This window comes from Streptomyces triculaminicus (genome assembly GCF_017349075.1).
Taxonomy (GTDB): domain Bacteria; phylum Actinomycetota; class Actinomycetes; order Streptomycetales; family Streptomycetaceae; genus Streptomyces; species Streptomyces triculaminicus.
Map to the genome: position 1 here is coordinate 148,841 of NZ_JAFMOF010000005.1, position 25,475 is coordinate 174,315.

Below are 25,475 nucleotides of genomic sequence, written 5' to 3' on the forward strand. Positions count from 1 at the left end.
ATCCCTCAGCTTTTCGCTCGAACCCCGCCGCGCCCCACCGTACCGGAGCATGGGGGTGCCCCCATGCCGTTCAGGCTATGGGGGAGATCAGTCGAGGTCGATGCGTTCGCTTCCGCCATCCGGCCCAGGGCCCTCGCGCCCCTCGCGCGGCTCGCGCGCCGGTTCGTCGCGCGTCCAGCGCGCCTCCTGGCGGTGGACGGCCGCGCGGTAGGCGGCCAGCAGTTCGGTGCCGGCGGAGGCGAGGTGGTCGAAGACCTCGGGGTTGCGCTCGATGACCGGCTCCACGGCGGCCTTGGCCTGGGAGATGATCTGCTGCACCGCGCCCTGGGCGACCTGGGCGGCCGGCGGCAGCTCGAAGGCGGCGACCTTCTCGGCGACGGCGTCGACGAGCTTGCGCAGCTCCTCGGCGGCGCTGCCCGGTACGGGTCCCTGCCCGGACGCCTGGCGGCGGCGGGCGTTCTCGGCGGCGAGGTCCTCGGCGCAGGCCCGCTCCCACGCGTCGGGGTCGGGCGCCGGGCCGGGGCGCTCGGTGGATTCGCTCATGACGGACTCCTGCGGGCTGGATTTTCCTTCGACGTTACCCGACCCCGGTAGCGGCGTTCAGGGAGTCCTTGGCCAGAGGTCGGGGTCGGGCAGGAAGCGGACGCACAGCGCCCCGTCGCGCAGCCCGGCGCCGGCGACGCCGCAGCGGCGCAGGGCGGAGGGCAGCGGCAGGACGCGGCGGAAGGGGCCGACGCCCACGACCAGTTCGTCGCCCCGGCGGACCAGTCCGAGGCCGTCACGGTCCGCGCCGGGCAGCGGGAGGCGCCAGATCAGCATGCCGTCGTCGGCCAGACGGTCCTCGACGGTCCAGGGGTCGCCGCCGGGGCCGCTGGCCTCGGTGGGGGCGGCGCCCGCGGCGAGCGCCGCCAGGTCGGCCGTCCCGCGCGGGGCGCGGCCCAGGTGCGGCAGGTCGCGCACGGTGACCCCGTCGGCGAGGAACTCCTCGCACAGCGCCTGGTGGGCGGTGCGCTGCTCGTCGGCGAGGGCGGCCAGCCAGGGGTCGGCGGAGCCGGTGGGCAGCAGGCGGTTGGCCACCAGCGAATCGATACGGCAGCCCTGCAGGGCGAGCCCGGCGCGGGCGGTGCGCAGCACGTCGTTGCCGAGCGGGCCGGGCTCGGCGACCAGCCGCACGGTGGTGCCGTCGGCCTCTATGACGCGCCGCACGGCGGCGAGCTCCCGCTGCCAGCGCTCGACGGTCTCGTACACCTTCTGGGTGGGCATCGGCACCCCGGCCAGCTGGGCGAGCATGGGCCGCAGCGCGCGGGCGGCCTGGCGCTCGGGGGGCAGCAGGCGGCGCAGGTAGCGGTCGAGCTGTTCGGGGAGGGCGAGCAGCCGGACGGTCTCGTGCGCGGGCGGCATGTCGACGACGAGCAGGTCCCAGGCGCCGGCGTCGGCGTGGGCGGCGCGCAGGGCGGCGAGGACGGCCAGCTGTTCGGCGCCGGGGAGCTCGGTGAGCTCCTCGGGGTCGAGGGGGGCGGCGCCCAGGAGGTCGAAGAGCGAGGTGCCGCGCTCCTGCAGGTCTCCGGCCAGGGCGCGGAAGTGCTCGCCGGTGCCCACGCGGGCGGCCCACAGCCTGGGCGCCGCCTGGACGGGTGGCGCCCACGGCGTCCTCTCGTCGCCGCCCTCGGCCGGCAGGGCGGTGCCGAGCACCGCGTCGGGCGCGGGGCCGCGGTCGCAGGTGAGCAGCAGCGTGCGGCGCCCGGCGCGGGCGGCGGCCAGCGCCGTGGCCGCCGCCACGGTGGTGCGGCCCGCGCCGCCGGGACCGGTGACGAGGACCGTACGCAAGGTGGAGCCTCCGGCAGTGGTGTCAGGAACTGCTGTGGTGCGCTGACTGCGGTGGTGCGCTGGGCCCGGGCGAGGCCCGGGCGGTCGGGTGCCCGGCGCCGGGGGCGCCGGGCGGGCGGTCAGGACGCCAGGCCGCTCTCGACGCGCTTCTTGAGCCCGTCCAGGGCACGGTCGATGATGACCTTCTCGGCCTTGCGCTTGATCATTCCGAGCATCGGGATCTTGACGTCGACGGTGAGCTGGTAGGTCACCTCGGTGTGCTGGCCGCCCGCCACCGGGGCCAGGCTGTACGACCCGTCGAGCTGGCGCAGCATCTGCGACTTGTGCAGGGACCACGCGACGACGTTCTCGCCGGGCCAGCTGTAGTTCAGCGTGTGGTCGTCCTTGATGGCGCCGGCGTCGAGGACCAGGCGCACCTTGGCGGCGCGCCCCTGCTCGTCCTTCTCGAGCACCTCGGCCTGCTTGACCTCCCCCGTCCACTCCGGGTAGCGGTCGAAGTCGGCGATCACCGCCATCACCTGGGCCGGCGTCGCCTCGATCGTGATGCTCGAGCTGGTGTGTTCCGCCATCTGCGTGGCTCCTCCGTACCGGTGCGCGGCCTCGATTGTCTGCCGGTGAAGGCTACCTCGCGCTGCGCGTCACCACTCCAGCACCCAGGGTGTTCCGTTCGAGGCGAAGTGCCCGACGTTGACGCACTCGGTCGCGCCGACGCGCATCCGGCGCGCGAGCGGCTGGTGGACATGACCGAAGAGCGCGTATTTGGGGCGGGTCGCGCGGATGGTCTCCAGCAGGGCCGAGCTGCCGCGTTCGAAGCGGCGGGCGACGGTGTCGTAGCAGAGCTCGGGCACGTCGGGCGGGATGTGCGAGCACAGCACGTCGACCTCGCCGAGGGCGGCGAGCTTGGCGGCGTAGCTCTCGTCGTCGACCTCGTAGGGGGTGCGCATGGGCGAGCGCAGGCCGCCGCCGACGAAGCCGAAGACCAGGCCGCCGATCTCCACCCGCTCGCCGTCGAGGACGGTGGTGCCCGGCTGGGCGTACTCGGACCACAGAGGCGGGATGTCCACGTTGCCGTAGGTGGCGTAGGTGGGGGTGGGGAAGGCGGCGAAGAGCTCCGCGTACTGCTTGCGGACCGCGGCCTCGACGGCGGTCTTGCGGTCGATGCCGTCCCACAGCGTGCGGGAGAGCGCGCGGGCCTCCTCGAAGCGGCGGGCGGTGCGCAGCTCGACGATGCGGTCGGCGGCCTCGACGCCGAAGAGCTCGGGGAAGATGCCGCGCGAGTGGTCGGCGTAGTCGAGGAAGAGGACCAGGTCCCCCAGGCAGACCAGGGCGTCGGCGCCTTCTCCCGCCCGCGCCAGACCCTCGGCGTTGCCGTGTACGTCGCTGACCACGTGGACTCGCATACCGATCACCCTAGGCGCTGCGCACGGGCCGCAGGAAGGGCCGCGACCTGCGGTTACTTCCGGGTCACCGTGCCGAGCAGCTAGGGTGCCGGGAGCGGGCCCGTGGCATGTGACGCATGGAACATCTGGGCGCACCCCTCTATTCGAATTCCGTACTGATGGGTAACGTCCGGGCAGTCCTACACCCCTGCCTGATCATGGACCGCAGCCGACGCAGCGCCCCTCGACGACGCGGCGGCGCCGGCGCCCGACGAGGAGCAGCAGTCTTGCGCGAGTTCAGCCTTCCGGCCCTTTACGAGGTCCCGGCCGACGGAAACCTGACGGATCTCATCCGCCGGAACGCCGCTCTGCACCCCGATGTCGCGGTCATAGGGCGCAAGGTCGACGGGCAGTGGCAGGACGTCACCGCGACCGCCTTCCTGGCGGAGGTCCGCGCCGTCGCCAAGGGCCTGATGGCCTCCGGCATCAAGCCGGGCGACCGGATCGGCCTGCTGTCGCGCACCCGCTACGAGTGGGCGCTGATGGACTTCGCCATCTGGAGCGCGGGCGGCGTCACCGTGCCCATCTACGAGACCAGCTCGCCGGAGCAGATCCAGTGGATCCTCGGCGACTCCGGCGCCGTGGCCTGCCTGACCGAGACCCCCGCGCACGAGGCGTCGGTGGAGTCCGTACGCGACCGGCTCCCCGAACTGGCCAACATCTGGCAGATCGAGCGCGGCGCCGTCGAGCGGCTGCGGGCCGCCGGCGAGTCGCTGACCGACGAGTCGGTGGACGAGCGCAGCGCGCTGGCCACCGCGGACTCCCCCGCCACCATCGTCTACACCTCGGGCACCACGGGCCGCCCCAAGGGCTGTGTGCTGAGCCACCGCAACTTCTTCGCGGAGTGCGGCAACGCCGTCGAGCGGCTCAAGCCGCTGTTCACCACCGGCGAGCACTCCGTCCTGCTGTTCCTGCCCGCCGCGCACGTCTTCGGCCGCCTCGTCGAGGTCGCCGCGATGCTGGCGCCGATCCGCCTGGGCATGGTCAGCGACATCCGCAACCTGACCGACGACCTGCAGAGCTTCCGGCCGTCGCTGATCCTGGGCGTGCCCCGCGTCTTCGAGAAGGTCTACAACGGCGCCCGCGCCAAGGCGCAGGCCGACGGCAAGGGCAAGATCTTCGACCGGGCGGCGGACACCGCCATCGCCTACAGCCGCGCGCTGGACACCCCCGCCGGCCCCTCCTTCGGCCTGAAGATCAAGCACAAGGTCTTCGACAAGCTGGTCTACGGCAAGCTGCGCGCGGTGCTGGGCGGCAAGGCCACCCACGCGATCTCCGGCGGCGCCCCGCTCGGCGAGCGGCTCGGCCACTTCTACCGGGGCATCGGCTTCACCGTCCTCGAGGGCTACGGGCTCACCGAGTCCTGCGCGGCGACCGCCTTCAACCCCTGGGACAAGCCGAAGATCGGCACGGTGGGCCAGCCGCTGCCGGGCTCGGTGGTGCGCATCGCCGACGACGGCGAGGTGCTGCTGCACGGCGAGCACCTGTTCTCCGGCTACTGGAACAACGAGGCGGCCACCGCCGAGGCGATGTCGGACGGCTGGTTCCACACCGGCGACGTGGGCACCCTCGACGAGGAGGGCTACCTCAGCATCACCGGCCGCAAGAAGGAGATCATCGTCACGGCCGGCGGCAAGAACGTCGCCCCCGCGGTGATCGAGGACCGCATCCGGGCCCACGCGCTCGTCGCCGAGTGCATGGTGGTCGGCGACGGCCGCCCGTTCGTGGGCGCGCTGGTGACCCTGGACGAGGACTTCCTGCCGCGCTGGCTGGAGGAGCACGACAAGCCGGCCGGGCTGACGGCCGCCGAACTGGCCGACGACCCGGACCTGCTGGCGGACGTTCAGAAGGCCGTGGACGACGGCAACGCCGCGGTCTCCAAGGCCGAGTCGGTGCGCAAGTTCCGTATCCTGCCGGCTCAGTTCACCGAGGCCTCCGGCCATGTGACGCCGTCGCTCAAGCTCAAGCGGAACGTCGTCGCGAAGGACTTCGCGGACGAGATCGAGGCGATCTACCGCGGCTGACGCCGGCTCATGAACGCAGAAAGGTAAGGGGCTCGCGCCATGGCACGAGCCCCTTACCCCTTGTTTTCGTCGTCCGTTACAGCAGTTCCTTCAGCCGTTCCGCCAGCAGGTCCCAGCGCCAGCGCTCCTCGACCCACTCCCGGCCCCGCTCGCCCATCCGGCGGCGCAGCTCGGCGTCCCCGAGCAGCGTGACGATCCGGTCGGCGGCGTCCTCGGGGGAGCCGCCGCGCACCACGTAGCCCGTCTCGCCGTCGAGGACGGCGTCCGGCGCCCCGCCGGAGTCTCCGGCCACCACGGGCAGCCCGGTCGCCGAGGCCTCGAGGTAGACGATGCCGAGCCCCTCGACGTCCAGCCCGCCCCGGCGGGTGCGGCAGGGCATGGCGAAGACGTCGCCGGCGCCGTAGTGGGCGGGGAGCTCCTCCCAGGGCACGGCCCCGGTGAAGCGGACGGCGTGCGCCACGCCGGTGTCGGCGGCGAGCCGGCGCAGCTCCTTCTCGTACGGGCCGCCGCCCACGACCAGCAGCACCGCCTCCGGCTCGGCCGCGAGGATGCGCGGCATGGCCCGGATCAGGGTGTCCTGACCCTTGCGCGGGACGAGCCGGGAGACGCAGACGACGACGGGGCGGTCGGTGAGACCGAGCCGGGCGCGGACCTCGTCGCCGCCGGAGCCGGGGTGGAAGGTCTTCTCGTCCACGCCGGGCGGCAGTTGGATCATCCGGGCGGCCGCCTCGTCCGTCAGGGCGGCGGCGATCCGCGAGCGCGTGTACTCGCCCAGATAGGTGATCGTGTCGGTGCCCTCGCCGATCCGCCGCAGCAGCTGCCGGGAGGCGGGCAGCTGGGCCCAGCCGGCCTCGTGGCCGTGGGTGGTGGCGACCAGCCGGCGGGCGCCCGCCCGGCGCAGCGCGGGCGCCATCAGCCCCAGGGGCGCGGCGGCCCCGAACCACACCGAGGTGCAGCCGTGCTCGCGCAGCAGCGTGGCCGCGCGCCGGGTCACCCGGGGGGTGGGCAGCAGCATGGTCGTACGGTCGCGCACCACCGGGAACGGCTGCTCGGCGTCGAACCGGGCCGTGGCCTCGACGCCTTCGCGGCTGTGCTTCCAGGTGGAGGCGTAGACGACGATGCTCTCCGGGTCCAGGCGCAGCGCCATGTTGTGCAGGAAGGCCTGGATGCCGCCGGGGCGCGGCGGGAAGTCATTGGTGACGATGAGGGTCTTGTGCATCGCCGCCGACAGTACCGGGTGCGATCGGGCGGCAACCGGGCCGCTTCCCGCCACGTCCGTCGCGCGCGGGGGCACTTCCCCGGCATCATTCCTTCCAGTGACCGAACGTGTACGGCGCGTGGTGGTGGCGCCGACCCGAAGGGACGAGGTGGACGATGGTGGCGGGCACGAGTCTGCGGCTCTCGATCGTGGTGTGGGCCGTCACCCGGGCCGTTCTGATGATGTGCGTGTTCCGGGTGTGGGACATGCCGGGATCGGACGTCTCCGTCGACATCGAGGTGATCTACCAGGGCTGGTACGGCGTCCTGCGCACCGGCATCTTCCCGTACGACGACGTCACCTGGCAGTACCCCCCGGCCGCCGCGCTGGCCGTGCTCGCCCCGGGGCTCCTGCCCTTCCTCGACTACGCCCCGGCCTTCTTCGCCCTGTGCCTGCTGGCCGATGCCGCGATCACCGGCATGCTGCTCTACGCGGTGCGCGACGGGCGGCGCGGGCCGCTGGGGGTGTGGGTCTGGGTGGTGGGGGTGCCGCTGCTGGGCCCGATCGTCTACGCCCGCTACGACGTGATGGTCACGGCGGTGGCCGTGGCGGCCCTGCTGGCCGCCGCCCGGCGCACCCGGCTGTCGGGCGCGCTGACCGGCTTCGGGGCGCTGCTGAAGGTCTGGCCCCTGCTGCTGCTCATCGGCACCCCGCGCGGCCCGCGCACCCGCTCGACGTGGGGCGCGGCGCTGGCCACTGCGGGGATCCTGGCCATGTTCTTCGCGGCGGCGATGCCGGGGGCGCTGGCCTTCCTCACCTTCCAGCGCGACCGGGGCACGGAGGTGGAGTCCCTGGGATCGCTGGTCTTCCATCTGGCCCGGCACGTCGGCTGGCACGGCAAGGCGCGGCTGAACTACGGCTCGGTGGAGTTCCTCGGCCGGCACGTCCACGCGGTCAGCGCGCTGGCGCTGGGGCTGAGCGTGCTGGCCTTCGCCTGGCTGCTGCTGTGGCGGATGCGGGCCCGCCACTTCACCGCGACGACCCCCTACGAGGCCGCGTTCGCCGCGGTGCTGCTGTTCACCACGACCAGCCGGGTGATCAGCCCGCAGTACATGATCTGGCTGATCGGCCTGGCGGCGGTGTGCGTGACGATGCGGACGCCGCGCCAGTGGCTGCCGGTGCTGCTGGTGCTGCTCGCTGCGCCGCTGACGCAGCTGGAGTTCCCGATCTGGTTCGCGCACGTCATCGCCAGCGACAAGCTGGGGGTGGCGACGCTGACGCTGCGCAACGGGCTGCTGGTGGCGGCGACGGTGATCTCCTGCAGGCGGCTGTGGCAGGAGACGGTGACCGCGCCCCGGACGGTGGAGGAGGAGCCGGAGCCGCCCGCCGAGCGGCAGTCGGCGCTGGTGCCGGGCTAGGGAGCACCCGAAGGGAACGGAGGCGTCAGAAGGCCTTCGCCACGTACGACCGCCACCGCGCAGTGAACTCCTCCGCCCCGATCCCCAGGACCTCCCGCAGCGCCGCCTCCACCGCGCCGGCCCGCTGCTTGCGCTCCCCCACCTTCCGGTAGAAGGCGACGAGCCGGTCCTCGCCCCAGCCCTCGGCGATCATCCGGCAGGCCAGCCAGCCCTCCTCGTACGCCCGCGCCAGCCGGCCCGCCTCCCCGGCGAAGCCGAAGTCCGCGTCCTCCGGGAGGCTCTGGGGCGCACGGCCCGCCGCGACGGCGTTCGCCAGCTCGGGGGCGGCCTGGCGGGGGGTACGGCCGGTGGTCCGGTAGGCCGCCCAGTCGGCGAAGCCCTCGGAGAGCCACAGCGGGGTGGCCGGGGAGGTCGCGGCGCGGGTGGCGACGTGGGCGGTCTCGTGGGTGAGCACGATCCGGCGGCCGAAGTCACCGAGCACGCCGTACGCCTCGGGGTTGACGATGACGCGGTCGGCGGGCGCGGCGCCCGCGCCGCCGCCCTCGCCGGTGGTCACGGCGGCGATGCCCCGGTACTGGGAGGCGGGCGAGCCCAGCAGATCCGCCATCCGCTCCAGCGACGCCGGCATCTCGACCACCACGCGGCGGGCCCAGCCGCCGCTCCAGGCCGACTCGACGGCGGGCACGGCCCGGTCGGCGAGGGCGGCGAGCACGCGCATCCGCTCCTGGTCCTGGCCGACCGCCAGCACCAGGCTGCTGCGGCCGCGGACCGCCGTGACCGTGCCCTGCTCCCACAGCTGCCCGCCGCCCTGGCGGGACTCCTGCCCGGCCACGAACCAGCGGCCGACGCGCCGCACGAGGGTCAGCCGCACCGGGGCGGTGACCGGCGCCGTGTCGTATCCGGCGAGCCGGTAGCGCAGCTCCGTCTCGGCCACCACCCGCCCGCCCGTGCCCCGGGTGCGGACCAGCCGGTACTCCCAGGAGGCCAGCGGCACGGCGCCGAGGTTGGCGAAGACCTGCCGGCGCTCGTCGCGGTAGCCGCGGGCGGCCGGGTCGACGGCCGCCAGGTAGGCGTGCTCGTCGCGGTCGCGCACGGCCCGCCCCCAGCGGTCCAGCAGCCGCTGGACGGACCGGTCGCCGGTGTCGGCGCGGTCCGCGGAGCCGGTGTCGCCGCAGCCGGTGAGGGGCTGCAGGGCGAGCAGCGCCGCAAGGCAGCACACCGCCCGCCGTCCGCTCCACCGCCTGCCCGTCACGCCCGCATCGTACGAGCCGGGCGGGCCCGGCCCCGGGTCAGGGCACGCTCAGGGCCGGGTGACGGAGGAGATCGGCATCATGTCGGCGGGGTCGTAGCGCACCCGCGCGCCGGGATAGGGGGCGTGCACCACCTGCCCGTTGCCCACGTACATGCCCACGTGGCTGGCGTCGTCGCGGTAGATCACCAGGTCGCCGGGGCGCGCCTCGGCGAGCGAGACCCGGCGTCCGGCGTGCCGCTGGGCCTGCGAGGTGCGCGGCAGGCCCACCCCGGCCCGCCGTACGCCCACTGCATCAGCCCCGAGCAGTCGAAGGCGCCCGGCCCCGTCGCGCCCCACGCGTAGGGCGAGCCGACCGCCTGGCGCACGGCCATGGCCGCGGCGTAGCCCCGGCCGGAGACGACGGCGGGCTGCTCCGGCAGGGCGGATGCCCGGTACGGGCCGCCGGAGCGCTCGCCCGAGCGCGAGGAGCGGGCGTACTCGGCCCGGTCGGACGGGGGCAGGGTGTTCAGCAGCCTGCGCGCGGCGGCGAGCTTCCCCTCGACCTCGCGCTTGTGCCGCTCGACGGCCTTGCGGCTGTCCTCCAGCTCGGCGAGGGTGCGGGCGGCCTCCTGCCGTTCCTGGCGCAGGGTGCGCTGCGCGACCATCAGGGCCCGCAGCTGTTCGGCCTGCCGGCCGGTGATGCGGTCGAGGGTGGCGGCCTTGTCGAGGTAGCCGTCGGGGTCGGAGGACAGCAGCAGTTCCAGGGCGGGGTCGACGGCGCCGTTGCGGTACTGGGCGGTGGCGATCATGCCGAGGTCGCCGCGCATCCGGTTGACCTTCTCCTGGCCGCAGGCGACCCGGCCGGCGGCCCGCTCCACCCGCTCGCGCAGGGAGTGGGCGCGTTCACCGGCGGCGTTGAACTTCTCGGTGGCCCGCTCGGCCTGCTCGTAGAGCCGGTCGAGCTGTGCCTTCACCGTCCCGGAGGCCTTGCCCTCGTCGGTGGTGTCGCCGGGCCGGGCGGTGGCCGGGGCCGCCGAGAGGGCGGCCGCGGCGGTGGCCACGGCGGCCGAGAGGACCGAGACCCGGACGCTCTGGGTGAGACCGGACTGCACGAGACGGCGATGGGACGCCACGGGAGGCCGCACTTCCTTCCACGATGTGCGGACCCTGCCGCCCGGTGGGGCGGACGACGGACGGGCGCCGCGCGCCAGACAGTAGCGGCGCGGTCACCTTCCGTTCAAAGACCCGCCCAAGGGTAAAAGGGACACCCGGCCCAAGGCGCAGGTCACCGGCGGGGCGCGCGACCGGCCGCCGGAGCCGGGATTCGCCCGGACGGGTGGTGTGGCGGGTCTCCGGGGCGGGGACCGGGGATCAGGTGCGGGCGAGGCGCTTGAGCAGCAGGGCCGAGGCCACCGGGCGCGCACCCACCTTGGCGACGCCGTCCGCCACCTCGCGGTCGGTGGAGACCACCACGACCGGGCGGCCGGGCGGCTCGGCCCGTACCAGCTGGCGGATCAGCTCGTCGGCCGTCACGCCGGGCTTGCTGAAGAGCACCCGCACCCCGCGCGGCGGCGCCAGGAGCACCGGCGCCGCGAGCTCGGCGCCGTCGAAGACGCAAGTCACCTCGGCGCCGGTCTGCGCGGCCAGCATCGCCAGCCCGCCCAGCAGCCGCAGCCGCTGCTTGTCCAGCGGCATCGTCGGGTAGCCGGTCTTGGTGACGTTGTAGCCGTCGACGACCAGGTGGGCCTGAGGCAGCGCCAGCAGCTGGTCCAGCAGCGCCGGGTCGGTCTCGGACAGGGCGCGGGTGGCGATGTCCTTGGGCGTCATCGTGCCGGGCTGGACCGCGTCCACGGTGTCCGCCGGGTGGATCGAGGCGGGCGGCAGCGCCAGCTCGCGCCGCAGGCCCTGGGCGGCGTCCAGCACCGTGTCCAGCAGCAGCCGCAGCCGCATGTCCTCCACGCTGCGTCCCTCGCGCACGGCCCGGCGGCTGGCCTCCAGGGCGGCCTCGGCCTCCGCGAGCCGGGCCTTGACGCGCCGCAGTTCGCCCGAGGCCGCGGCCTTCTCGGCGGCGGTCTCCGCGCGCGCGGCCTCCAGCTCCGCCTGCGCCCTGCGCAGCGCGGCCTCGCCGCGGCGTATGTCGCTGACCGCGCTGCGCAGCTTGCGCTGCAGCGATTCGGTCTCCTTGCGGGCGGCCTCCAGCTCGGCGCGGACGCGCTCGGTCTCGGCGCGCGCCTCGTCCCGGACCTCGGCCAGCCGGCCGCGCAGCCGCCGCAGTTCGCGCTGGGCCTCCTCGCCGGCCCGTTCGGCGGTGGCCCGCTGGGCCTCCTCGCCGGCCGCCGTGACCAGCTTGACCCAGCCGGCCGGACGCAGCACGAAGGCCATGGCCGCCACGTCCTCGGGGTCCGCGGCCGCGGGCGGAGCGCCGGCGTCGAGCGCCCGGACCAGCTCCGAGTCGCCCTCGCGCAGCCGTGCGGAGATCCGCTGCCGGAAGGCGGTGTCGGTCTCGACCGCGGCCGCCATGGCGTTCCCGGCGAACTTGGCACGGCGCGTGGGGGTGAAGCGGGCGTACTGCCGCAGCTGGGCGGGAAGTTCGGTGACGGTCAGGCCGCCGAACGCCTCGGCGACCAGGTTGACGACCCGCCGCCGGATCCCCTCGGGCAGCGGCCGGTCGAGCACCTCGCTGACGCCGTCGTCGGCCCCGCCGGCGTCACCGGCCGCCTCCACGCCGTCTGTGTGCTCCGCCACCGCTTCATCGCTCCCGTTCTTCTGATACGCAACGCCCGGTCCACCCTACGGCCTGCCGGTCGCCGGACGCGGTGCCCAGGGGCCCGGGGGACGGACCGGCGAGGCACTTGGTGCCGGTTGCGCCCGGTACGCCATGATCTGGCCATGATCAGAAAGGCTGGACTTTCACGGCGGACCGGCACCCCCTGGGTGACCTGGACGATCCTGGGCATCTGCGGCACGGTCTTCCTCATCGGCCCGGCGTCCGGCCTGAACCCCTCCTACGGCACCGGGACCGGGCTGCTGTCCGCCCAGAGCGAGTACTTCGAGCGCTGGGGGGTGGTCCCCCAGGAGCTGTGGCACAGCCCCCCGCTCGCTCTGACCGCTCCCCTGACGGCCCTGTTCGTGCACGGCAACTGGGTGCATCTGCTGGGCAACATGCTCTTCCTCTTCGTCTTCGGCGCCATGACCGAGGCCCGCATGGGACGTACCGACTTCGCGCTGTGCTATCTCGTGACCGGCTATCTGGCCCTGTTCGGCTACGCGGCCGTGCACGCCGACTCCAGTCGCACCCTCGTGGGGGCGTCGGGCGCCATCTCCGGGGTGCTGGGCGCCTTCCTCCATCTCTTCCCCAGAGCCCGGGTCACCAGCCTCTTCCCGTTCCTCTTCTTCCTGCCGCTGCGCTTTCCGGCCTGGGCCGTACTGTTGTTCTGGTTCGTTCTGCAGTGGCTGGCGACGGGCACCGACGCGGGGCGGCCCGGGGTCGCCTATCTGGCCCATGTCCTGGGCTTCTGCCTCGGCTTCGGCTACGCCTGGGTCAGCCGGACGCGTGCGGCTACTGTGTCTTCCCGGGGGACACCCCCCGGACCCCCGGCCGGAACAGGAGACAAACCGACGTGATCACTTCGATCGTGCTCATCAAGACCGACGTGGACCGCATCCCCGAGATCGCCGAGAAGATCGCCGCACTGGAGGGCGTCAGCGAGGTCTACTCCGTCACGGGCGCGCACGACCTGATCGCGATGGTGCGGGTGGCCCGGCACGACGACCTCGCGGACGTCATCCCGGGCCGGATCAGCAAGGTGCCGGGCGTGGCCTCCACGGAGACGCACATCGCCTTCCGCACCTACTCCCAGCACGACCTCGAGGCCGCCTTCGCCATCGGCCTCGACAGCTGACGCGACGTCAGGCGGCGGCCGCCGCCGGGGCGTCGGGGACGCAGCGGCCGCTCTCGGTGCGGTAGAGCCAGCGCGCGCCGCGCTCCACCAGCTCCCCCACCGCCCGGACGAACCGCTCGACGTGCTCGTCGGGCGTGCCGGCCCCGAAGCTGACCCGGACGGCGCTCAGCGGCCGGCCCTCGTCGGTGGGCCCGCACTCGCCGGGCTCGTCCCGCTCCCCGCCGAGCAGCGTCCGGACCAGCGGGTGGGCGCAGAAGAGGCCGTCGCGGACCCCGATGCCGTACTCGGCCGAGAGCGCGGCCGCGAAGTGCGAGCTGTTCCAGCCGTCCACGACGAAGGAGATCACGCCCACGCGCGGGGCGTCGTCGCCGAACAGCGAGAGCACCCGCACCCCGGGCACCTCCGCCAGCCCCGCGCGCACCCGGTCCACCAGCCGCCGCTCGCGCTCCACCAGCCCCTCGAAGCCGGCCTCCTCGAGCGCCCGGCAGGCCGCGGCGATGGCGTAGGCCCCGATGACGTTGGGCGAACCGGCCTCGTGGCGGGCGACGCTCTCGTGCCACTCCACCTCGACCGAGCCGTCCTCGCCGCGCGCCACCGTGCGGCTCGCGCCGCCGCCCGCGAGGTAGGGAGCGGCGTCCCGCAGCCAGTCCGCGCGCCCGGCCAGCACGCCGGCGCCGAACGGCGCGTACAGCTTGTGCCCGGAGAAGGCGACCCAGTCGACGTCCAGCTCCGCCACGTCCACCGGGTGATGGGGCGCCAGCTGGGCGGCGTCCAGCACGATACGGGCCCCGTGGGCGTGCGCGGCGGCCGCCAGCTCCCGTACGGGCCACAGCTCGCCGGTCACATTGGACGCGCCGGTCACACAGACCAGGGCAGGGCCGTACGGCTCCCGGTCGGCCAGGGCCCGCTCCAGCGTCCCGACCGCCTCGCCGGCGGAGCGCGGCGCGTCCAGGTAGGTCACGCTCACGTCCTCGCGGCGCTCCCACGGCAGCAGCGCCGCGTGGTGCTCGGTCTCGAAGACGAACACGCGGCAGCCGGCGGGCGCCGCGGCCGCGAGCAGGTTGAGCGAGTCGGTGGTGGAGCGGGTGAAGAGCACCTGGTCGCCCTCGCGGCAGCCGAGGAAGCCGGCGACGGCGGCCCGGCTGTTCTCGAACAGGTCGGTGGACAGCTGCGACAAATACCCGGCGCCCCGGTGGACGCTTCCGTAGTAGGGCGCGTAGGCGGCCACGTCGTCCCACACCCGCTGCAGCGCGGGCGCGCTGGCGGCGTAGTCGAGGGCGGCGTACGACGCCTCGCCGCCGGTGACGAGCGGGACGCGGACGTCCCGGCCCAGCACGGGCAGCGGTTCGGTGGCGGACAGGACGGCGGCAGGGCATGCGGACATGGCGAGTTCTCCCGGCGGGGACGATGAAGGAAACGCGCGGCCCGCTCGAAAGGGCAGGGGCGCACGGGACGTACCGGAGAAGGGGCCGCTGCGGCCCTATCGCATTCGCTGCATCACGGAAGGATCTCCCTCGACGACCAGGATCCCTGGCGAGGGATCCGCGCTTGCCGCAGACCTCACTGCCTGCGGCCCGGTCATCACCCGGGGCACCCCGCCACGGAAGGAGGGTTGCCGGACAGCAGGCCGGGGCCGAAGCGCTGTCACTCGTGACCTGCGCAGCATCATGCCACACGATCTTGCAAGCGCAAGGGCGCGGTCCGCATCGCGGACCGCGCCCCGTCATGGCCTCAGGCGTTGCTGGCCGAAACCCATCGCTCGAGCACCCGACGTGCCGCGCCGGAGTCGACCGACTCGGCCGCGCGCTCCATTCCCTCCCGGATCCGCTCCACGAGCGGCGCGTCGGTGGGCGTCAGCGCGGCCAGCGCGGCAGCCGAGTTGAGCAGCACCGCGTCCCGCACCGGGCCCGTCTCCCCGGCGAGCAGCCGCCGGGCGACGTCGGCGTTGTACGAGGCGTCGGCGCCCCGCAGGGCCTCCACGGGCACCAGCTCGATGCCCACGTCCCGGGGGTCGAAGGACTCCTCGCGCACCTGGCCGTCGCGCACCACCCACACCTTCGACGTGGCCGTCGTCGTCAGCTCGTCCAGCCCGTCGTCGCCGCGGAAGACCAGCGCCGAGGAGCCCCGCTCGGCGAGCACTCCGGCCAGGATCGGCGCCATCCGCGCGTCCGCGACGCCGGTGGCCTGGGCGCGCACCCGCGCCGGGTTGGTCAGCGGGCCCAGCACGTTGAACGTCGTGCGGATGCCCAGCTCGCGCCGCGCGGGCGCCACATGACGCAGCGCCGGGTGGAACTTCACGGCGAAGCAGAAGGTGATCCCCGCCTCCTCGGCCACCTCCACCACCCGCTTCGGGGTGAGGTCGAGGTTGACGCCCAGCTTCTCCAGCACGTCCGAGGCGCCGCTGGCGGAGGAGGCGGCGCGGTTGCCGTGCTTGACGACCTTGGCGCCGGTGCCGGCGACCACGATCGAGGACATGGTGGAGATGTTGACGGTCCGGGCGTTGTCACCGCCGGTGCCCACGATGTCCACGCTCGGGCCGGGCACCTCGATGAGGTTGGCGTGCGCGTACATCGTCCGTACCAGGCCGGAGATCTCGGCGACCGTCTCGCCCTTGGCGCGCAGGGCCACCGCGAACCCGGCGATCTGCGCGTCGGTGGCCTCGCCCCGCATGATGCGGTCCATGGCCCAGGCGGTCTCGTCGGCGCTCAGGTCCACCCGGTTGAGCAGGGCCTCCAGTACGCCCGGCCAGGAAGGGGCCACCGAGCGCTCGCCGCCTGCCGGGGTCGCAACGTTCATGGTCCACACTCCTGGTGGTCGGTCGTGACGGGACCGCCGTAGGGGTCCGCTGATTCCGGTCCAGCCTATCCAGGTCCGGGGACGGCGAAGAGCCCCGTCCGGGCTTCCGGACGGGGCTCTCGCTGTGGCGATCAGTGATCAGCGGGTGGGATCAGTGGTGGCCGTGGCCGCTGGTGATCTCGTGGTACTCCTCCGCGGTGGCCTTGGGGATGTGGGTCCCCTCGCCGTAGAAGCCCTTGGAGAGCTTCACGCGGAGCTTCCGGGTGGCGCCGACCTTGCGGGCCACGCCGTTCTCGTCGACCTCGGGCTCGAGCTCGAGCGGCTTGGGCTGCTCGTGCGCGGTGAGGGTGTGCAGCTGCTCCTGCGAGAGCGGCTCGTGCACCTCGACGAACTCGCCGTGCGGCAGGCGCTTGATGATGCCCGACTCGCGGCCGTGCAGCACCTTGTCCTTGTCGCGGCGCTGGAGGCCCAGGCAGATCCGGCGCGTGGCGATGAAGGCGAGCACCGGGCCGACGAAGAAGCCGATCCGGACGAACCAGGTGATGGCGTTGATCGACAGGTGGAAGTGGGTGGCCCACAGGTCGTTGCCACCACCGATCATCATCACCATGTAGGCGGTCAGCCAGGCGACGCCGAACGCGGTGCGCGTCGGGGCGTTGCGCGGGCGGTCCAGCAGGTGGTGCTCCCGCTTGTCGCCGGTGACCCAGGACTCGATGAACGGGTAGACCGCGATGGCCGCGAGGACCAGCGGGAAGATCATCATCGGGATGAACACGCCCAGGACGAACGTGTGGCCCGCGACGTTGATCTCCCAGCCCGGCATCACTCGGATGAGGCCTTCGGCGAAGCCCATGTACCAGTCGGGCTGCGCACCGGTGGACACCTGGTCCGGACGGTACGGGCCGATGGCCCAGATCGGGTTGATCGTCGCGATGGCCGCGATGGCCGCGATCAGACCGAAGACCAGGAAGAAGAAGCCTCCGGCCTTGGCCATGTAGACCGGCAGCAGCGGCATGCCGACCACGTTCTTGTTCGTCCGGCCGGGGCCGGGGAACTGCGTGTGCTTGTGGTAGAAGACCAGGATCAGGTGCGCCACCAGCAGGCCGAGCATGATGCCCGGCAGCAGCAGGACGTGGATCGAGAAGAACCGCGGCACGAAGTCCGAGCCGGGGAACTCGCCGCCGAAGAGGAACATCGAGATGTACGTGCCCACGATGGGGAACGACAGGATCGCGCCCTCCATGAAGCGGACACCGGTGCCCGAGAGCAGGTCGTCCGGCAGCGAGTAACCGGTGAAGCCGGTGAACATGCCGAGGACGAACAGCAGGAAGCCGAACAGCCAGTTGATCTCACGCGGCTTGCGGAACGCGCCCGTGAAGAAGACGCGCATCATGTGCACGAACATGCCGGCGAGGAAGATCAGCGCCGCCCAGTGGTGGATCTGCCGGATGAGCAGACCGCCACGGACGTCGAAGCTGATGTCCACGGTCGACTTGAACGCCTCGGACATGTGCATGCCCTGCATGGGCACATACGAGCCGTGGTAGACGACCTCGTTCATGCTGGGGTGGAAGAACAGCGTCAGATACACACCCGTGAGGATGATGATCACGAAGCTGTAGAGGCAGACCTCGCCCAGCATGAAGGACCAGTGGTCCGGGAAGATCTTCCGCATGTTGGCCTTGGCCAGGCTGTAGATGCCCAGCCGGCCGTCGGCCCAGTCGGCGACCCGCTCGCCCGCGGGTGCCTTGCGGCGGTTGTCTGTAGTACTCATCCGCGCTCCCAGAAGGCAGGACCGACGGGCTCGGCGAAGTCGCCCATGGCCTCGAGGTAGCCCTTGTCATTGACCTTGATCCGCAGCTGCGGAAGGGCGTGACCGGCCGGGCCGAAGATCACTCGACCGCCGTCGGAGAGGTCGAAGGTCGACTGGTGGCACGGGCACAGCACGTGGTGGGTCTGCTGCTCGTAGAGGCTGATCGGGCAGCCGACGTGCGTGCAGATCTTGGAGAACGCGACGATGCCGTCCGCCGACCAGTCGAGCTCGCGCTTGTCCTTGATGTTCTCCGGCTGCAGCCGGATGATCATCAGGGCCGCCTTGGCGATCTCCTGCTGGAAGTCGTGGTCCTCCTCCTTCATGCCCTCGGGCATGGCGAAGGTGAGGGAGCCGACCGCGATGTCCTCGGGACGCAGGGGCTGCATCGTGTTCTGGTTGATGAGCATCTTGCCCTCGGACCAGGCGGTCTTGCGGAGCTTGGTGCCCGGCAGCGGACCGAGGTCACGGAGCAGCACCACGCCGGAGAGCGGCACCATGGCCAGCGCGCCGAACATGGTGTTGCGCAGCAGCTTGCGGCGGCCGAACGTCGACTCCTCCGCGCCCTGCGCGAAGTCGGCCATGACCTTGGCCTTGACCTCGGGGTCGGCCTCGATCGGGTGACGGTCGTCCGCGTGCTCGACGTCGGACATCAGGGTGCGGGCCCAGTGGACCGCGCCCGCGCCGATGCAGAACAGCGCCACGCCGAGGGTGAGCCCCAGCGAGAAGTTCAGGGCGCTGATGTGACCGATCGGGAAGACGTAGATGCTCTTGTCGACCGGCAGGGTCACATAGGCGGCGATGAAACCGACCGTGGCCAGCATGGACAGCAGGAACAGGAACGCGACCACGCGCTCGGAGCGCTGGGCGGCCCGTTCGTCGATGTCCTGGATGCGGGGCTCGTGCGGCGGGATCCCCGGGTCGGCGAACGGGTCGCCGGAGGTCGCTGCTACGCCCTGGTGCGCGTCGCCCTGCTTGCTCGGCAGGGTCTCTTCTGGAATGTCTTGGCTACTCATGACTTCTTGGCCTTGGCGGTGTGGGCGGCGACCCAGATGGCGACGGCGATCAGCGCGCCCAGGCCGAAGACCCATGCGAACAGACCCTCACTGACGGGGCCGAGGCCACCCAGTTCGAGGCCGCCCGGGCTCTTCGTCTTGTCGCTGTTGACCGTGTCGAGGTACGCGACGACGTCCTTCTTGTTCTGCTCCGACATGGTGGTGTCGGGGAACGAGGGCATGTTCTGCGGGCCGGTCTGCATGGCCTCGTAGATGTGCTTCGGGTTGACGCCCTCGAGAGACGGGGCGTACTTGCCGTTCGAGAGCGCGCCGCCCTTGCCGACGAAGTTGTGGCACTGGGCGCAGTTCGTACGGAAGAGCTCCCCGCCCTTGGCGATGTCGGCGCCGTCGGGGCTGTACTGGTTCTTGGTCGGGACCGAGGGGCCGGCACCGAGGGAGGCGATGTACGCGGCGAGCTGGTCGATCTCGGCCTGCGTGTAGATGGCCTTCTTGCGAGGGGCCTGGGCGCCCTGCTGCTGCAGCGGCATGCGACCGGTGGCGACCTGGAAGTCGACGGCCGCGGAGCCCACGCCGACCAGGCTCGGGCCGTCGGAGGTGCCCTGACCGCCGGTACCGTGGCAGCTTGCGCAGCCCACGGAGTACAGCTTCTTGCCCTCCTCGATGGCGAGGGACTGGGCGGTGTCATCGGCCTTGGCCGACTCCGCCGGCGCGAACGCGGCGTACAGCCCCCCAGTAACCGCCAGCGCGAAGAGTAGGACGACGACCGCCGCCAGCGGATGGCGTCGTCGTGCGGAGAGCTTTTTCACGGATTACCCCGGTGTCAGGATCTTCTGCGTCGATCTGGACTGATTGGCCCGGTGCGGGACGGGACCGATTACTTGATCAAGTAGATCGTGGCGAAGAGGCCGATCCACACCACGTCGACGAAGTGCCAGTAGTAGGACACGACGATGGCCGCCGTGGCCTGGTGGTGGGTGAACCTCTTGGCCGCGTACGTCCTGCCCAGGACCAGCAGGAAGGCGATGAGACCGCCCGTCACATGCAGGCCGTGGAAGCCGGTCGTCAGGTAGAACACCGAGCCGTACGGGTCGGAGGAGAGGGAGAGGCCCTCCTCCTTGACCAGATCGGTGTATTCGAAGACCTGGCCGCCGATGAAGATGGCACCCATCACGAACGTGACCACGAACCACATGCGCAGCTTCTTCACGTCGCCACGCTCGGCCGCGAACACGCCGAGCTGGCAGGTGAGGGAGGAGAGCACCAGGATCGTGGTGTTGGTGGCCGAGAACGGAAGGTTCAGCGCGGACGCCATTTCCTTCCAGTGCTCGGCACCGGTCACCGATCGCAGGGTGAAGTACATCGCGAAGAGGGCCGCGAAGAACATCAGCTCGGAACTCAGCCAGATGATGGTTCCGACGCTGGTGAGGTTCGGTCGATTGACCGACGGGTGTGCGTGCCCGGTATCTGTTGCTGTTGCTGTCGCCACGACCGACATTATGTCGGTCGCTTATCTCGCGCTCACTCCGGGGGGTGCCGTTCGGTGTGTCAAGACCGTATGCCCAGCTCGTACGGCCCATTGGGACGGTCCCCCAAAGGGAGGAAGGAGCGCTTCCGGGGCCCCGCGGGCCCTGCCGAACCCTCCTCCTGCGGGGGCCCGGCGGAGTAGCATCCGCGCACAACGGCCCCACCTGCCCACGAGCATGGAGGAACGATGCAGCCGACCGCCACGGTGCTGGTCTACAGCGACGACGCGAACACGCGGGAGCAGGTGCGGCTGGCCGCGGGACGGCGCCCGGCCCCGGACGTGCCGGCCGTGGAGTACGTGGAGTGCGCGACGCTGCCCGCCGTGCTGCGGACCCTTCGGGAGCGCCGGATCGACGTGTGCGTCCTGGACGGCGAGACGGCCCCCGCGGGCGGCATGGGCGTGTGCCGGCAGCTGAAGGACGAGGTGTTCCGCTGCCCGCCCGTGCTGCTGCTCATCGGCCGTCCACAGGACGCCTGGCTGGCCACCTGGAGCCGCGCGGACGCGGCCGTCACCCACCCGCTGGACCCGGTGGCGTTCGCCGACGCCCTGGCCGGGCTGCTGCGCGAGCGGCTCGGCGTGGACGCCTGACGCCTACAGCCTCGGCCGCATCCGGGCCATGTCGGCGGGGCCGGTGCCCTCGCGCTTGCCGCCCACCAGGGCGCTGCCCTCGCGCCACTGCTTCCAGGGCATGTTCCAGTCGCCGAAGCCGTTGTCGAAGGGCGTCATGGTGGCGCCGGCGCTGCCGACGACCTTGACGATGTCGCCGACCCGGACGTTGTCGAAGAACCACTTGGCGTTGGCGGTGCTCATGCCCGTGCAGCCGTGGCTGACATTGTCCATGCCCTGCGAGCCCTCGGACCAGGGGGCGGCGTGCACGTATTCGCCGCTCCATGTCACCCGCGTGGCCCAGTAGACCGGCAGGTCGTAGGAGTCCTCGCTGCCCTCGGCGATGCCGATGCTGGTGCCGCGCATCCGTACGAAGGATTCCCGGCCCAGGATCACCTTGACCCCGTTGCGGGTGGCGTAGCCGGGCTTGCCGGTGGTCACGGGGATGGTGCGCAGCACCTCGCCGTTCCTGGTGAAGGTCATGTAGTGCCCGGCGGCGTCGGTGACGGCCTCCACGCGGTCGCCGGTGGTCAGCCGTACGGGCTTGGAGGGGCCGCCGTAGAGGCCGCCGCCGACCTTGATGCCGTCGAGGGTGGCGCGCACGTCGATCGTGGCGTGCGCGGGCCAGTACTCCGCCGGGCGGTAGTGCAGGGTGCGGTTGTCGATCCAGTGCCAGGCGCCCTGGACGGCGGGCGTGGACTCGACCCTGAGGGTGCGTTCGACCACGGCGCGCGCGGCCGGGTCCTGGACGGGCTCGCTGAGTTCGGCGGTGATGGGCTGTCCGACGCCGTAGGTGCCGTTCTGCGGGCCGAAGGAGACCCTGAGCAGCCGGTCGGCCGGGTTGGTGTCGAAGCCGATCGTCCGGCGCCCCTGGGCGCCGTCCTCGTCCTCCGTGCTGACCCGCACGGTGTAGTGGGCCCCGGCGGCGAGGGCGCCGGTGCTGTGCCAGCGCGAGCCGTCGGCGGCCAGCTCGCCCTTGACGTAGCGTCCGGCCGCGTCGGTGGCGGTCACGTCGGTGATCCGGTCGCCGCCGGAGGTCTCGACCTCCAGGGGCTTGCTGGGGTCCGCCTTGTGACCCTCCTGCGAGCCGGTGACCCTGACCTGGCCGGTCGCGTCGTACGGCGGGTCGGCCAGGGGATTGGACGAGCCCCCGCACGCGGAGGCCCCCAGAACCAGCGAGACCAGCAGCAGGGCGCCGGCGGGCACCGTGCGGCGTCGAGGTGTATGACCCATGGTCACACGATAGGAAGAATCCGGTCATACGGCCTCCTGAGGGCCGCAAACGGGTGGAAACGCATCGGGCCCCGCACACCGTGAGGTGTGCGGGGCCCGAACGTTCGCGGGGGAACCTACTGGTTCTGGTTCTCGCCGCGGTAGAACTCGAACACCCAGCCGAAGAGTCCGACCAGGATGACCGGCGCCGAGAAGTACATCAGCCACCAGCCGAAGCAGATGCTCATGAAGGCGAGCGCTCCACCGACGGCCAGGGACAGCGGCTGCCAGCTGTGCGGGGCGAAGAAGCCCAGCTCACCGGCGTCGTCGGCGACGTCCGCGTTCTTGTCGTCCTGGGCACCGGCGTCCACCCGGCGCGCGGTGAACGCCAGGTAGTAGCCGACCATGACGCACAGGCCGAAGGCCATGAAGAGGGCGGTCGTACCGGCCGCCTCCTTCGCCCACATGCCGTAGACGATCGCCATGGCGAGGATGAAGACGGAGAGCCAGATGAACATCCGGCCTTGGATCTTCACTTGCCGGCCTCCTTGCCACCCGCGAGGGCCTTGTCAGCGGCGAGGTTCTCCTCGATCTCCAGCGCCGCGATCTCCGGGTGGTGCAGATCGAACGCCGGGGATTCGGAGCGGATGCGAGGCAGCGTGAGGAAGTTGTGCCGCGGCGGCGGGCAGGAGGTCGCCCACTCGAGCGAGCGGCCGTAGCCCCACGGGTCGTCGACCTCGACCTTCTTGCCGTACTTGGCGGTCTTCCAGACGTTGTAGAAGAACGGCAGGATCGACAGGCCCAGCAGGAAGGAGCTGATGGTCGAGATGGTGTTCAGCGTGGTGAAGCCGTCGGCGGCGAGGTAGTCCGCGTAACGACGCGGCATGCCCTCGGCACCCAGCCAGTGCTGCACCAGGAACGTGCCGTGGAAGCCCACGAACAGCGTCCAGAAGGTGATCTTGCCCAGACGCTCGTCCAGCATCTTGCCCGTGAACTTCGGCCACCAGAAGTGGAAGCCGGAGAACATCGCGAACACCACGGTGCCGAAGATGACGTAGTGGAAGTGCGCGACCACGAAGTACGAGTCGGAGACGTGGAAGTCCATCGGCGGCGAGGCCAGGATGACGCCGGTCAGACCACCGAAGGTGAAGGTGATCAGGAAGCCGACGGCCCACAGCATCGGGGTCTCGAAGGACAGCGAGCCCTTCCACATGGTGCCGATCCAGTTGAAGAACTTCACACCGGTCGGGACCGCGATCAGGAAGGTCATGAAGGAGAAGAACGGCAGCAGCACACCACCGGTGACGTACATGTGGTGCGCCCACACGGTCACCGACAGACCGGCGATCGAAATCGTCGCCGCGATCAGGCCCCAGTAACCGAACATCGGCTTCCGGGAGAACACCGGAATGACCTCGGAAATGATGCCGAAGAACGGCAGGGCGATGATGTACACCTCGGGATGGCCGAAGAACCAGAAGAGGTGCTGCCACAGCAACGCGCCGCCATTGGACGCGTCGAATACATGGGCGCCGAATTTACGGTCCGCCTCCAGGGCGAACAGCGCGGCGGCCAGCACCGGGAAGGCCAGCAGGACCAGCACACCGGTCAGCAGGACGTTCCAGGTGAAGATCGGCATGCGGAACATCGTCATGCCCGGGGCGCGCATGCAGATGATCGTGGTGATGAAGTTGACCGAACCGAGGATCGTGCCGAAGCCCGAGAAGGCCAGACCCATGATCCACATGTCGGCGCCGACGCCCGGCGAGCGGACCGCGTCCGACAGCGGGGAGTAGGCGAACCAGCCGAAGTCGGCCGCACCCTGCGGGGTGAGGAACCCGGCCACCGCGATCAGCGAGCCGAAGAGGTAGAGCCAGTAGGCGAACATGTTCAGCCGCGGGAACGCCACGTCGGGCGCGCCGATCTGCAGCGGCATGATCCAGTTCGCGAATCCGGCGAACAGCGGCGTCGCGAACATCAGCAGCATGATCGTGCCGTGCATCGTGAACGCCTGGTTGAACTGCTCGTTCGACATGATCTGCGTGCCGGGACGGGCCAGCTCGGCGCGCATGAGGAGCGCCATCAGGCCGCCGATGCAGAAGAACGCGAACGACGTGACCAGGTAGAGCGTGCCGATCGTCTTGTGGTCGGTGGTGGTGAGCCACTTGATGACCTGACTACCGGGCTGCTTCTGGCGTACGGGTGGTGCTGCCGTGGCTGTTGCGGCGGCGGCACCCTGGGGTTCGTTGAGGATGCTCACTTGTTCTTGGTCTCCGCGTTCTTCGCGTGATCCGTCATCGCGATACCCGCCGGCTGGTAACCGGTCTGGCCCTTGGCCGCCAGCTCCTTCAGGTGCGCCCGGTATCGCTCAGGAGAGACGATCTTGACGTTGAAGAGCATCCGCGAGTGGTCCTGACCGCAGAGCTCGGCGCACTTGCCCAGGTACGTGCCCTCCTTCTGGGGGGTCACCGTGAAGCTGTTGGTGTGCCCCGGGATGACGTCCTGCTTCATCAGGAACGGCACCACCCAGAAGGAGTGGATGACGTCCCGCGAGGTGAGGACGAACTGGACCGTCTCGCCCTTGGGCAGCCACATGGTCGGGCCCGGGTTGCCCGTCTGCGGGTTCCGGTCACCCGGAACGCCGACCTCGTAGACGCCCTCGGCGCCCTGCGGTGCCTTGTTCAGGAACCGGTCCGGGATCGCGTCGAGCTCCTTGTTCTCACGGAGCGGCTTCGCCGGAGTGGCGGTGTTGCCGTCGACGTTCTCCATGTAGTTGAACGCCCAGCTCCACTGGAAGCCCACCACGTTGATGACGTGCTGCGGCTTGTCAGGGTTGGTCAGGAGCTTGTTCTCATCGCGCGCGGTGAAATAGAAGAGCACCGAGACGATGATGATCGGGACCACGGTGTACAGCGCCTCGATGGGCATGTTGTACCGGGTCTGGGTGGGGATCTCCACCTTGGACCTGCTGCGCCGGTGGAAGATGACGCTCCACAGGATCAGGCCCCACACCAGTACGCCCGTGGCGAGCGCTGCCGCCCACGAGCCCTGCCACAAGGAGAGGATCCGCGGCGCCTCTTCCGTGACGGGCGTTGGCATGCCGAGGCGGGGGAAGTCCTTCGATGTGCAACCGGTGGCGGTCGCCAGGACAGCGCCCGCGGCCAGCGCCTGCAGCAGCTTCCGCCGCACCGGGCGCCGCGACGAGCGGTCGGAGCCGTTGGGACTCACGTAGCGCCTTCCCGAGAGTCTCGCCCGTGCGGCCGGCTGCGGCCGTCTCGCTGGTCGGTCGCCGGCCCGCTGCGGGCAGGGGTTTGGATGTTTATGCGGACCAAACCCTACTGGACGCTATTTGGGGCCGCGCGGGGAGGGTGCCCAACGCGCCGGACCACTCCCCGAACCGGTGGAATATGGGGCTCCGGCGACCATCTGGAGGACCGTCAGCGCCGTGTGCTGCCTGGTCACAGGGGGCGT

The 25,475-nt window shown here is 71.5% G+C and carries 22 protein-coding genes, 1 pseudogene and 1 riboswitch; of the genes and pseudogenes, 5 read left to right on the plus strand and 18 right to left on the minus strand.

Going from position 1 to position 25,475, the window contains the following annotated elements; translation table 11 throughout:
* Positions 1 to 87 precede the first annotated feature (87 nt).
* From J1792_RS28995 to J1792_RS29010, 4 genes are all read right to left on the minus strand, one after another.
* Positions 88 to 543, minus strand: a complete 456-nt coding sequence (locus tag J1792_RS28995; RefSeq protein ID WP_086571617.1) for a DUF5304 domain-containing protein — start codon at positions 541 to 543, stop codon at positions 88 to 90.
* A gap of 57 nt (positions 544 to 600) precedes the next feature.
* The gene (locus tag J1792_RS29000; protein ID WP_086571619.1) at positions 601 to 1,827 is read right to left on the minus strand and encodes an ArsA family ATPase; all 1,227 of its coding nucleotides are present in this window, start codon (positions 1,825 to 1,827) and stop codon (positions 601 to 603) included.
* A 119-nt stretch (positions 1,828 to 1,946) separates the two neighbouring features.
* Positions 1,947 to 2,396 carry an SRPBCC family protein gene (locus J1792_RS29005; protein WP_086571620.1) on the minus strand — a complete coding sequence of 150 codons (450 nt, stop codon included), beginning with the start codon at positions 2,394 to 2,396 and terminating at the stop codon, positions 1,947 to 1,949.
* A 69-nt stretch (positions 2,397 to 2,465) separates the two neighbouring features.
* Entirely contained in the window at positions 2,466 to 3,227 is a 762-nt protein-coding gene (locus tag J1792_RS29010) for a metallophosphoesterase family protein (RefSeq protein ID WP_179198961.1), read from the minus strand.
* Between the two features lie 266 nt (positions 3,228 to 3,493).
* Between J1792_RS29010 and J1792_RS29015 the strand changes: the two genes are divergently transcribed.
* Positions 3,494 to 5,290 carry an AMP-dependent synthetase/ligase gene (locus J1792_RS29015; RefSeq protein ID WP_207248545.1) on the plus strand — a complete coding sequence of 599 codons (1,797 nt, stop codon included), beginning with the start codon at positions 3,494 to 3,496 and terminating at the stop codon, positions 5,288 to 5,290.
* Between the two features lie 76 nt (positions 5,291 to 5,366).
* On the opposite strand, the gene J1792_RS29020 is transcribed toward J1792_RS29015, so the two are convergent.
* A complete protein-coding gene (locus J1792_RS29020) occupies positions 5,367 to 6,509 on the minus strand; it encodes a glycosyltransferase family 4 protein (RefSeq protein ID WP_086571630.1) in 1,143 nt (380 codons plus the stop codon).
* A 155-nt stretch (positions 6,510 to 6,664) separates the two neighbouring features.
* On the opposite strand from J1792_RS29020, the gene J1792_RS29025 reads away from it, so the two are divergent.
* Entirely contained in the window at positions 6,665 to 7,906 is a 1,242-nt protein-coding gene (locus tag J1792_RS29025) for a glycosyltransferase 87 family protein (RefSeq protein WP_086571626.1), read from the plus strand.
* A 25-nt stretch (positions 7,907 to 7,931) separates the two neighbouring features.
* Here the strand turns inward: J1792_RS29025 and J1792_RS29030 are convergent, their stop codons facing one another.
* The 3 genes and pseudogenes from J1792_RS29030 to J1792_RS29040 form a co-directional block, all read right to left on the minus strand.
* Positions 7,932 to 9,158 carry a hypothetical protein gene (locus J1792_RS29030; RefSeq protein WP_207248546.1) on the minus strand — a complete coding sequence of 409 codons (1,227 nt, stop codon included), beginning with the start codon at positions 9,156 to 9,158 and terminating at the stop codon, positions 7,932 to 7,934.
* A 48-nt stretch (positions 9,159 to 9,206) separates the two neighbouring features.
* A pseudogene (locus tag J1792_RS29035) lies at positions 9,207 to 10,270 on the minus strand (C40 family peptidase).
* A 238-nt stretch (positions 10,271 to 10,508) separates the two neighbouring features.
* The gene (locus tag J1792_RS29040) at positions 10,509 to 11,882 is read right to left on the minus strand and encodes an NYN domain-containing protein (RefSeq protein WP_207248547.1); all 1,374 of its coding nucleotides are present in this window, start codon (positions 11,880 to 11,882) and stop codon (positions 10,509 to 10,511) included.
* 144 nt (positions 11,883 to 12,026) lie between these two features.
* Here J1792_RS29040 and J1792_RS29045 point away from each other — a divergent pair, with 144 nt between their 5' ends.
* A complete protein-coding gene (locus tag J1792_RS29045; RefSeq protein ID WP_207248548.1) occupies positions 12,027 to 12,761 on the plus strand; it encodes a rhomboid family intramembrane serine protease in 735 nt (244 codons plus the stop codon).
* A complete protein-coding gene (locus J1792_RS29050; RefSeq protein WP_086573996.1) occupies positions 12,758 to 13,039 on the plus strand; it encodes an Lrp/AsnC family transcriptional regulator in 282 nt (93 codons plus the stop codon). The genes J1792_RS29045 and J1792_RS29050 overlap by 4 nt, the downstream gene beginning before the upstream one ends.
* Positions 13,040 to 13,046: 7 nt before the next feature.
* Here the strand turns inward: J1792_RS29050 and J1792_RS29055 are convergent, their stop codons facing one another.
* The 6 genes from J1792_RS29055 to ctaE all read right to left on the minus strand — a co-directional run bounded on the left by J1792_RS29055 (position 13,047) and on the right by ctaE (position 20,156).
* Positions 13,047 to 14,423, minus strand: coding sequence for an aminotransferase class V-fold PLP-dependent enzyme (locus J1792_RS29055; protein ID WP_086573994.1), 1,377 nt, complete (start codon positions 14,421 to 14,423; stop codon positions 13,047 to 13,049).
* A gap of 155 nt (positions 14,424 to 14,578) precedes the next feature.
* A riboswitch (SAM riboswitch) is annotated at positions 14,579 to 14,695 on the minus strand.
* 75 nt (positions 14,696 to 14,770) lie between these two features.
* A complete protein-coding gene (gene trpD / locus J1792_RS29060) occupies positions 14,771 to 15,835 on the minus strand; it encodes an anthranilate phosphoribosyltransferase (protein ID WP_086573993.1) in 1,065 nt (354 codons plus the stop codon).
* Positions 15,836 to 15,986: 151 nt separating this feature from the next.
* Positions 15,987 to 17,609 (minus strand): cytochrome bc1 complex cytochrome b subunit, encoded by a 1,623-nt coding sequence (gene qcrB, locus J1792_RS29065; RefSeq protein ID WP_207248549.1) that lies wholly within the window; start codon positions 17,607 to 17,609, stop codon positions 15,987 to 15,989.
* Positions 17,606 to 18,661 (minus strand): cytochrome bc1 complex Rieske iron-sulfur subunit, encoded by a 1,056-nt coding sequence (gene qcrA, locus J1792_RS29070; protein ID WP_086573989.1) that lies wholly within the window; start codon positions 18,659 to 18,661, stop codon positions 17,606 to 17,608. The genes qcrB and qcrA overlap by 4 nt, the downstream gene beginning before the upstream one ends.
* Positions 18,658 to 19,467: a cytochrome bc1 complex diheme cytochrome c subunit gene (gene qcrC / locus J1792_RS29075; RefSeq protein WP_086573987.1), complete on the minus strand. Its 810-nt coding sequence runs from the start codon at positions 19,465 to 19,467 to the stop codon at positions 18,658 to 18,660. Before qcrC ends, qcrA begins: the two co-directional genes overlap by 4 nt.
* Before the next feature lie 68 nt (positions 19,468 to 19,535).
* On the minus strand, positions 19,536 to 20,156 hold the full coding sequence (gene ctaE / locus J1792_RS29080; protein ID WP_071963529.1) for an aa3-type cytochrome oxidase subunit III: 621 nt from the start codon (positions 20,154 to 20,156) through the stop codon (positions 19,536 to 19,538).
* Between the two features lie 216 nt (positions 20,157 to 20,372).
* Between ctaE and J1792_RS29085 the strand changes: the two genes are divergently transcribed.
* Entirely contained in the window at positions 20,373 to 20,774 is a 402-nt protein-coding gene (locus J1792_RS29085) for a hypothetical protein (protein WP_086573985.1), read from the plus strand.
* A 3-nt stretch (positions 20,775 to 20,777) separates the two neighbouring features.
* Here J1792_RS29085 and J1792_RS29090 read toward each other — a convergent pair whose 3' ends face one another.
* The 4 genes from J1792_RS29090 to ctaC all read right to left on the minus strand — a co-directional run bounded on the left by J1792_RS29090 (position 20,778) and on the right by ctaC (position 25,232).
* On the minus strand, positions 20,778 to 22,025 hold the full coding sequence (locus J1792_RS29090; protein WP_086573999.1) for a L,D-transpeptidase: 1,248 nt from the start codon (positions 22,023 to 22,025) through the stop codon (positions 20,778 to 20,780).
* A gap of 116 nt (positions 22,026 to 22,141) precedes the next feature.
* Complete coding sequence (locus J1792_RS29095) at positions 22,142 to 22,540, minus strand: cytochrome c oxidase subunit 4 (RefSeq protein ID WP_086573983.1); 399 nt, start codon at positions 22,538 to 22,540, stop codon at positions 22,142 to 22,144.
* Positions 22,537 to 24,264, minus strand: coding sequence for an aa3-type cytochrome oxidase subunit I (gene ctaD, locus J1792_RS29100; RefSeq protein ID WP_086573981.1), 1,728 nt, complete (start codon positions 24,262 to 24,264; stop codon positions 22,537 to 22,539). Before ctaD ends, J1792_RS29095 begins: the two co-directional genes overlap by 4 nt.
* Positions 24,261 to 25,232, minus strand: a complete 972-nt coding sequence (gene ctaC, locus J1792_RS29105) for an aa3-type cytochrome oxidase subunit II (protein ID WP_086573979.1) — start codon at positions 25,230 to 25,232, stop codon at positions 24,261 to 24,263. Before ctaC ends, ctaD begins: the two co-directional genes overlap by 4 nt.
* Positions 25,233 to 25,475 lie beyond the last annotated feature (243 nt).

Bases quoted from the DNA above. Each gene is read 5' to 3' on its own strand.
- J1792_RS28995 (WP_086571617.1), bottom strand. From the start codon at position 543: ATGAGCGAATCCACCGAGCGCCCCGGCCCGGCGCCCGACCCCGACGCG.
- J1792_RS29005 (WP_086571620.1), bottom strand. From the start codon at position 2,396: ATGGCGGAACACACCAGCTCGAGCATCACGATCGAGGCGACGCCGGCC.
- J1792_RS29010 (WP_179198961.1), bottom strand. From the start codon at position 3,227: ATGCGAGTCCACGTGGTCAGCGACGTACACGGCAACGCCGAGGGTCTG.
- J1792_RS29020 (WP_086571630.1), bottom strand. From the start codon at position 6,509: ATGCACAAGACCCTCATCGTCACCAATGACTTCCCGCCGCGCCCCGGC.
- J1792_RS29025 (WP_086571626.1), top strand. From the start codon at position 6,665: ATGGTGGCGGGCACGAGTCTGCGGCTCTCGATCGTGGTGTGGGCCGTC.
- J1792_RS29045 (WP_207248548.1), top strand. From the start codon at position 12,027: ATGATCAGAAAGGCTGGACTTTCACGGCGGACCGGCACCCCCTGGGTG.
- J1792_RS29055 (WP_086573994.1), bottom strand. From the start codon at position 14,423: ATGTCCGCATGCCCTGCCGCCGTCCTGTCCGCCACCGAACCGCTGCCC.
- trpD (WP_086573993.1), bottom strand. From the start codon at position 15,835: ATGAACGTTGCGACCCCGGCAGGCGGCGAGCGCTCGGTGGCCCCTTCC.
- qcrB (WP_207248549.1), bottom strand. From the start codon at position 17,609: ATGAGTACTACAGACAACCGCCGCAAGGCACCCGCGGGCGAGCGGGTC.
- qcrA (WP_086573989.1), bottom strand. From the start codon at position 18,661: ATGAGTAGCCAAGACATTCCAGAAGAGACCCTGCCGAGCAAGCAGGGC.
- ctaE (WP_071963529.1), bottom strand. From the start codon at position 20,156: ATGTCGGTCGTGGCGACAGCAACAGCAACAGATACCGGGCACGCACAC.
- J1792_RS29085 (WP_086573985.1), top strand. From the start codon at position 20,373: ATGCAGCCGACCGCCACGGTGCTGGTCTACAGCGACGACGCGAACACG.
- J1792_RS29090 (WP_086573999.1), bottom strand. From the start codon at position 22,025: ATGGGTCATACACCTCGACGCCGCACGGTGCCCGCCGGCGCCCTGCTG.